General features: G+C 54.0%; 1 protein-coding gene. It reads right to left on the bottom strand.

Annotated elements, in window-relative coordinates; all coding sequences use genetic code 11:
- The coding region (locus QN219_RS33775; protein WP_284004763.1) for an AMP-binding protein at nucleotides 1-643 on the bottom strand (643 nt) is incomplete at both ends.

The following is a 643-nucleotide window of genomic DNA, read 5'->3' on the forward strand; positions in this document are numbered from 1 at the left end:
CCCTGCCCCGCCGATGTAGAGCTCGCCGACCGCCCCGAACGGCACCGGTGCGCCATGCCGGTCGAGAAGATACACACGCGTGTTCGCAATCGGGCGGCCGATCGGAACTGTTTGGTGGGGCGCCTCGGTCCAGTTGTCAAAAAGAAAACTGGACGACCAGATGGTTGTTTCCGTGGGACCATATAGATTTCTTATAGACCCTACCCGTTCCCGAAGGCGTGACGACAGATTTGCTGGTAATGCTTCGCCCCCACACATAACATTCAAATGTTGTGCTCCTTGCCATCCCGTATCCAGGAGCATGCTCCATGTCGATGGAGTGGCCTGTATTGCAGAAATCTTGTGGTAAGCCACTAGATGCTGCAACATCACAGCTTCCGTAGCATCCCTATGATTAGCCAATGCAACTTTAGCTCCGCTGCTTAGCGGGAGATATAGCTCCAAGGCTGCGATATCGAATGAGATAGTGGTAATAGCGAGAAATGTATTCTGTGCAGAAATCCTCGATATATCCAAAAAAGCATTTAGGAAGTTAAGTACGCTCGCATGCTCGACCATGACGCCCTTTGGCGTGCCGGTGGATCCGGAGGTGTAGATGATGTAGGCGAGATGGCGGGAAGTGAGGCCGAGGGCGCGGGGGTCG

It is taken from the genome of Sinorhizobium sp. 8-89, assembly GCF_030124325.1.
Classification (GTDB): Bacteria; Pseudomonadota; Alphaproteobacteria; order Rhizobiales; family Rhizobiaceae; genus Sinorhizobium.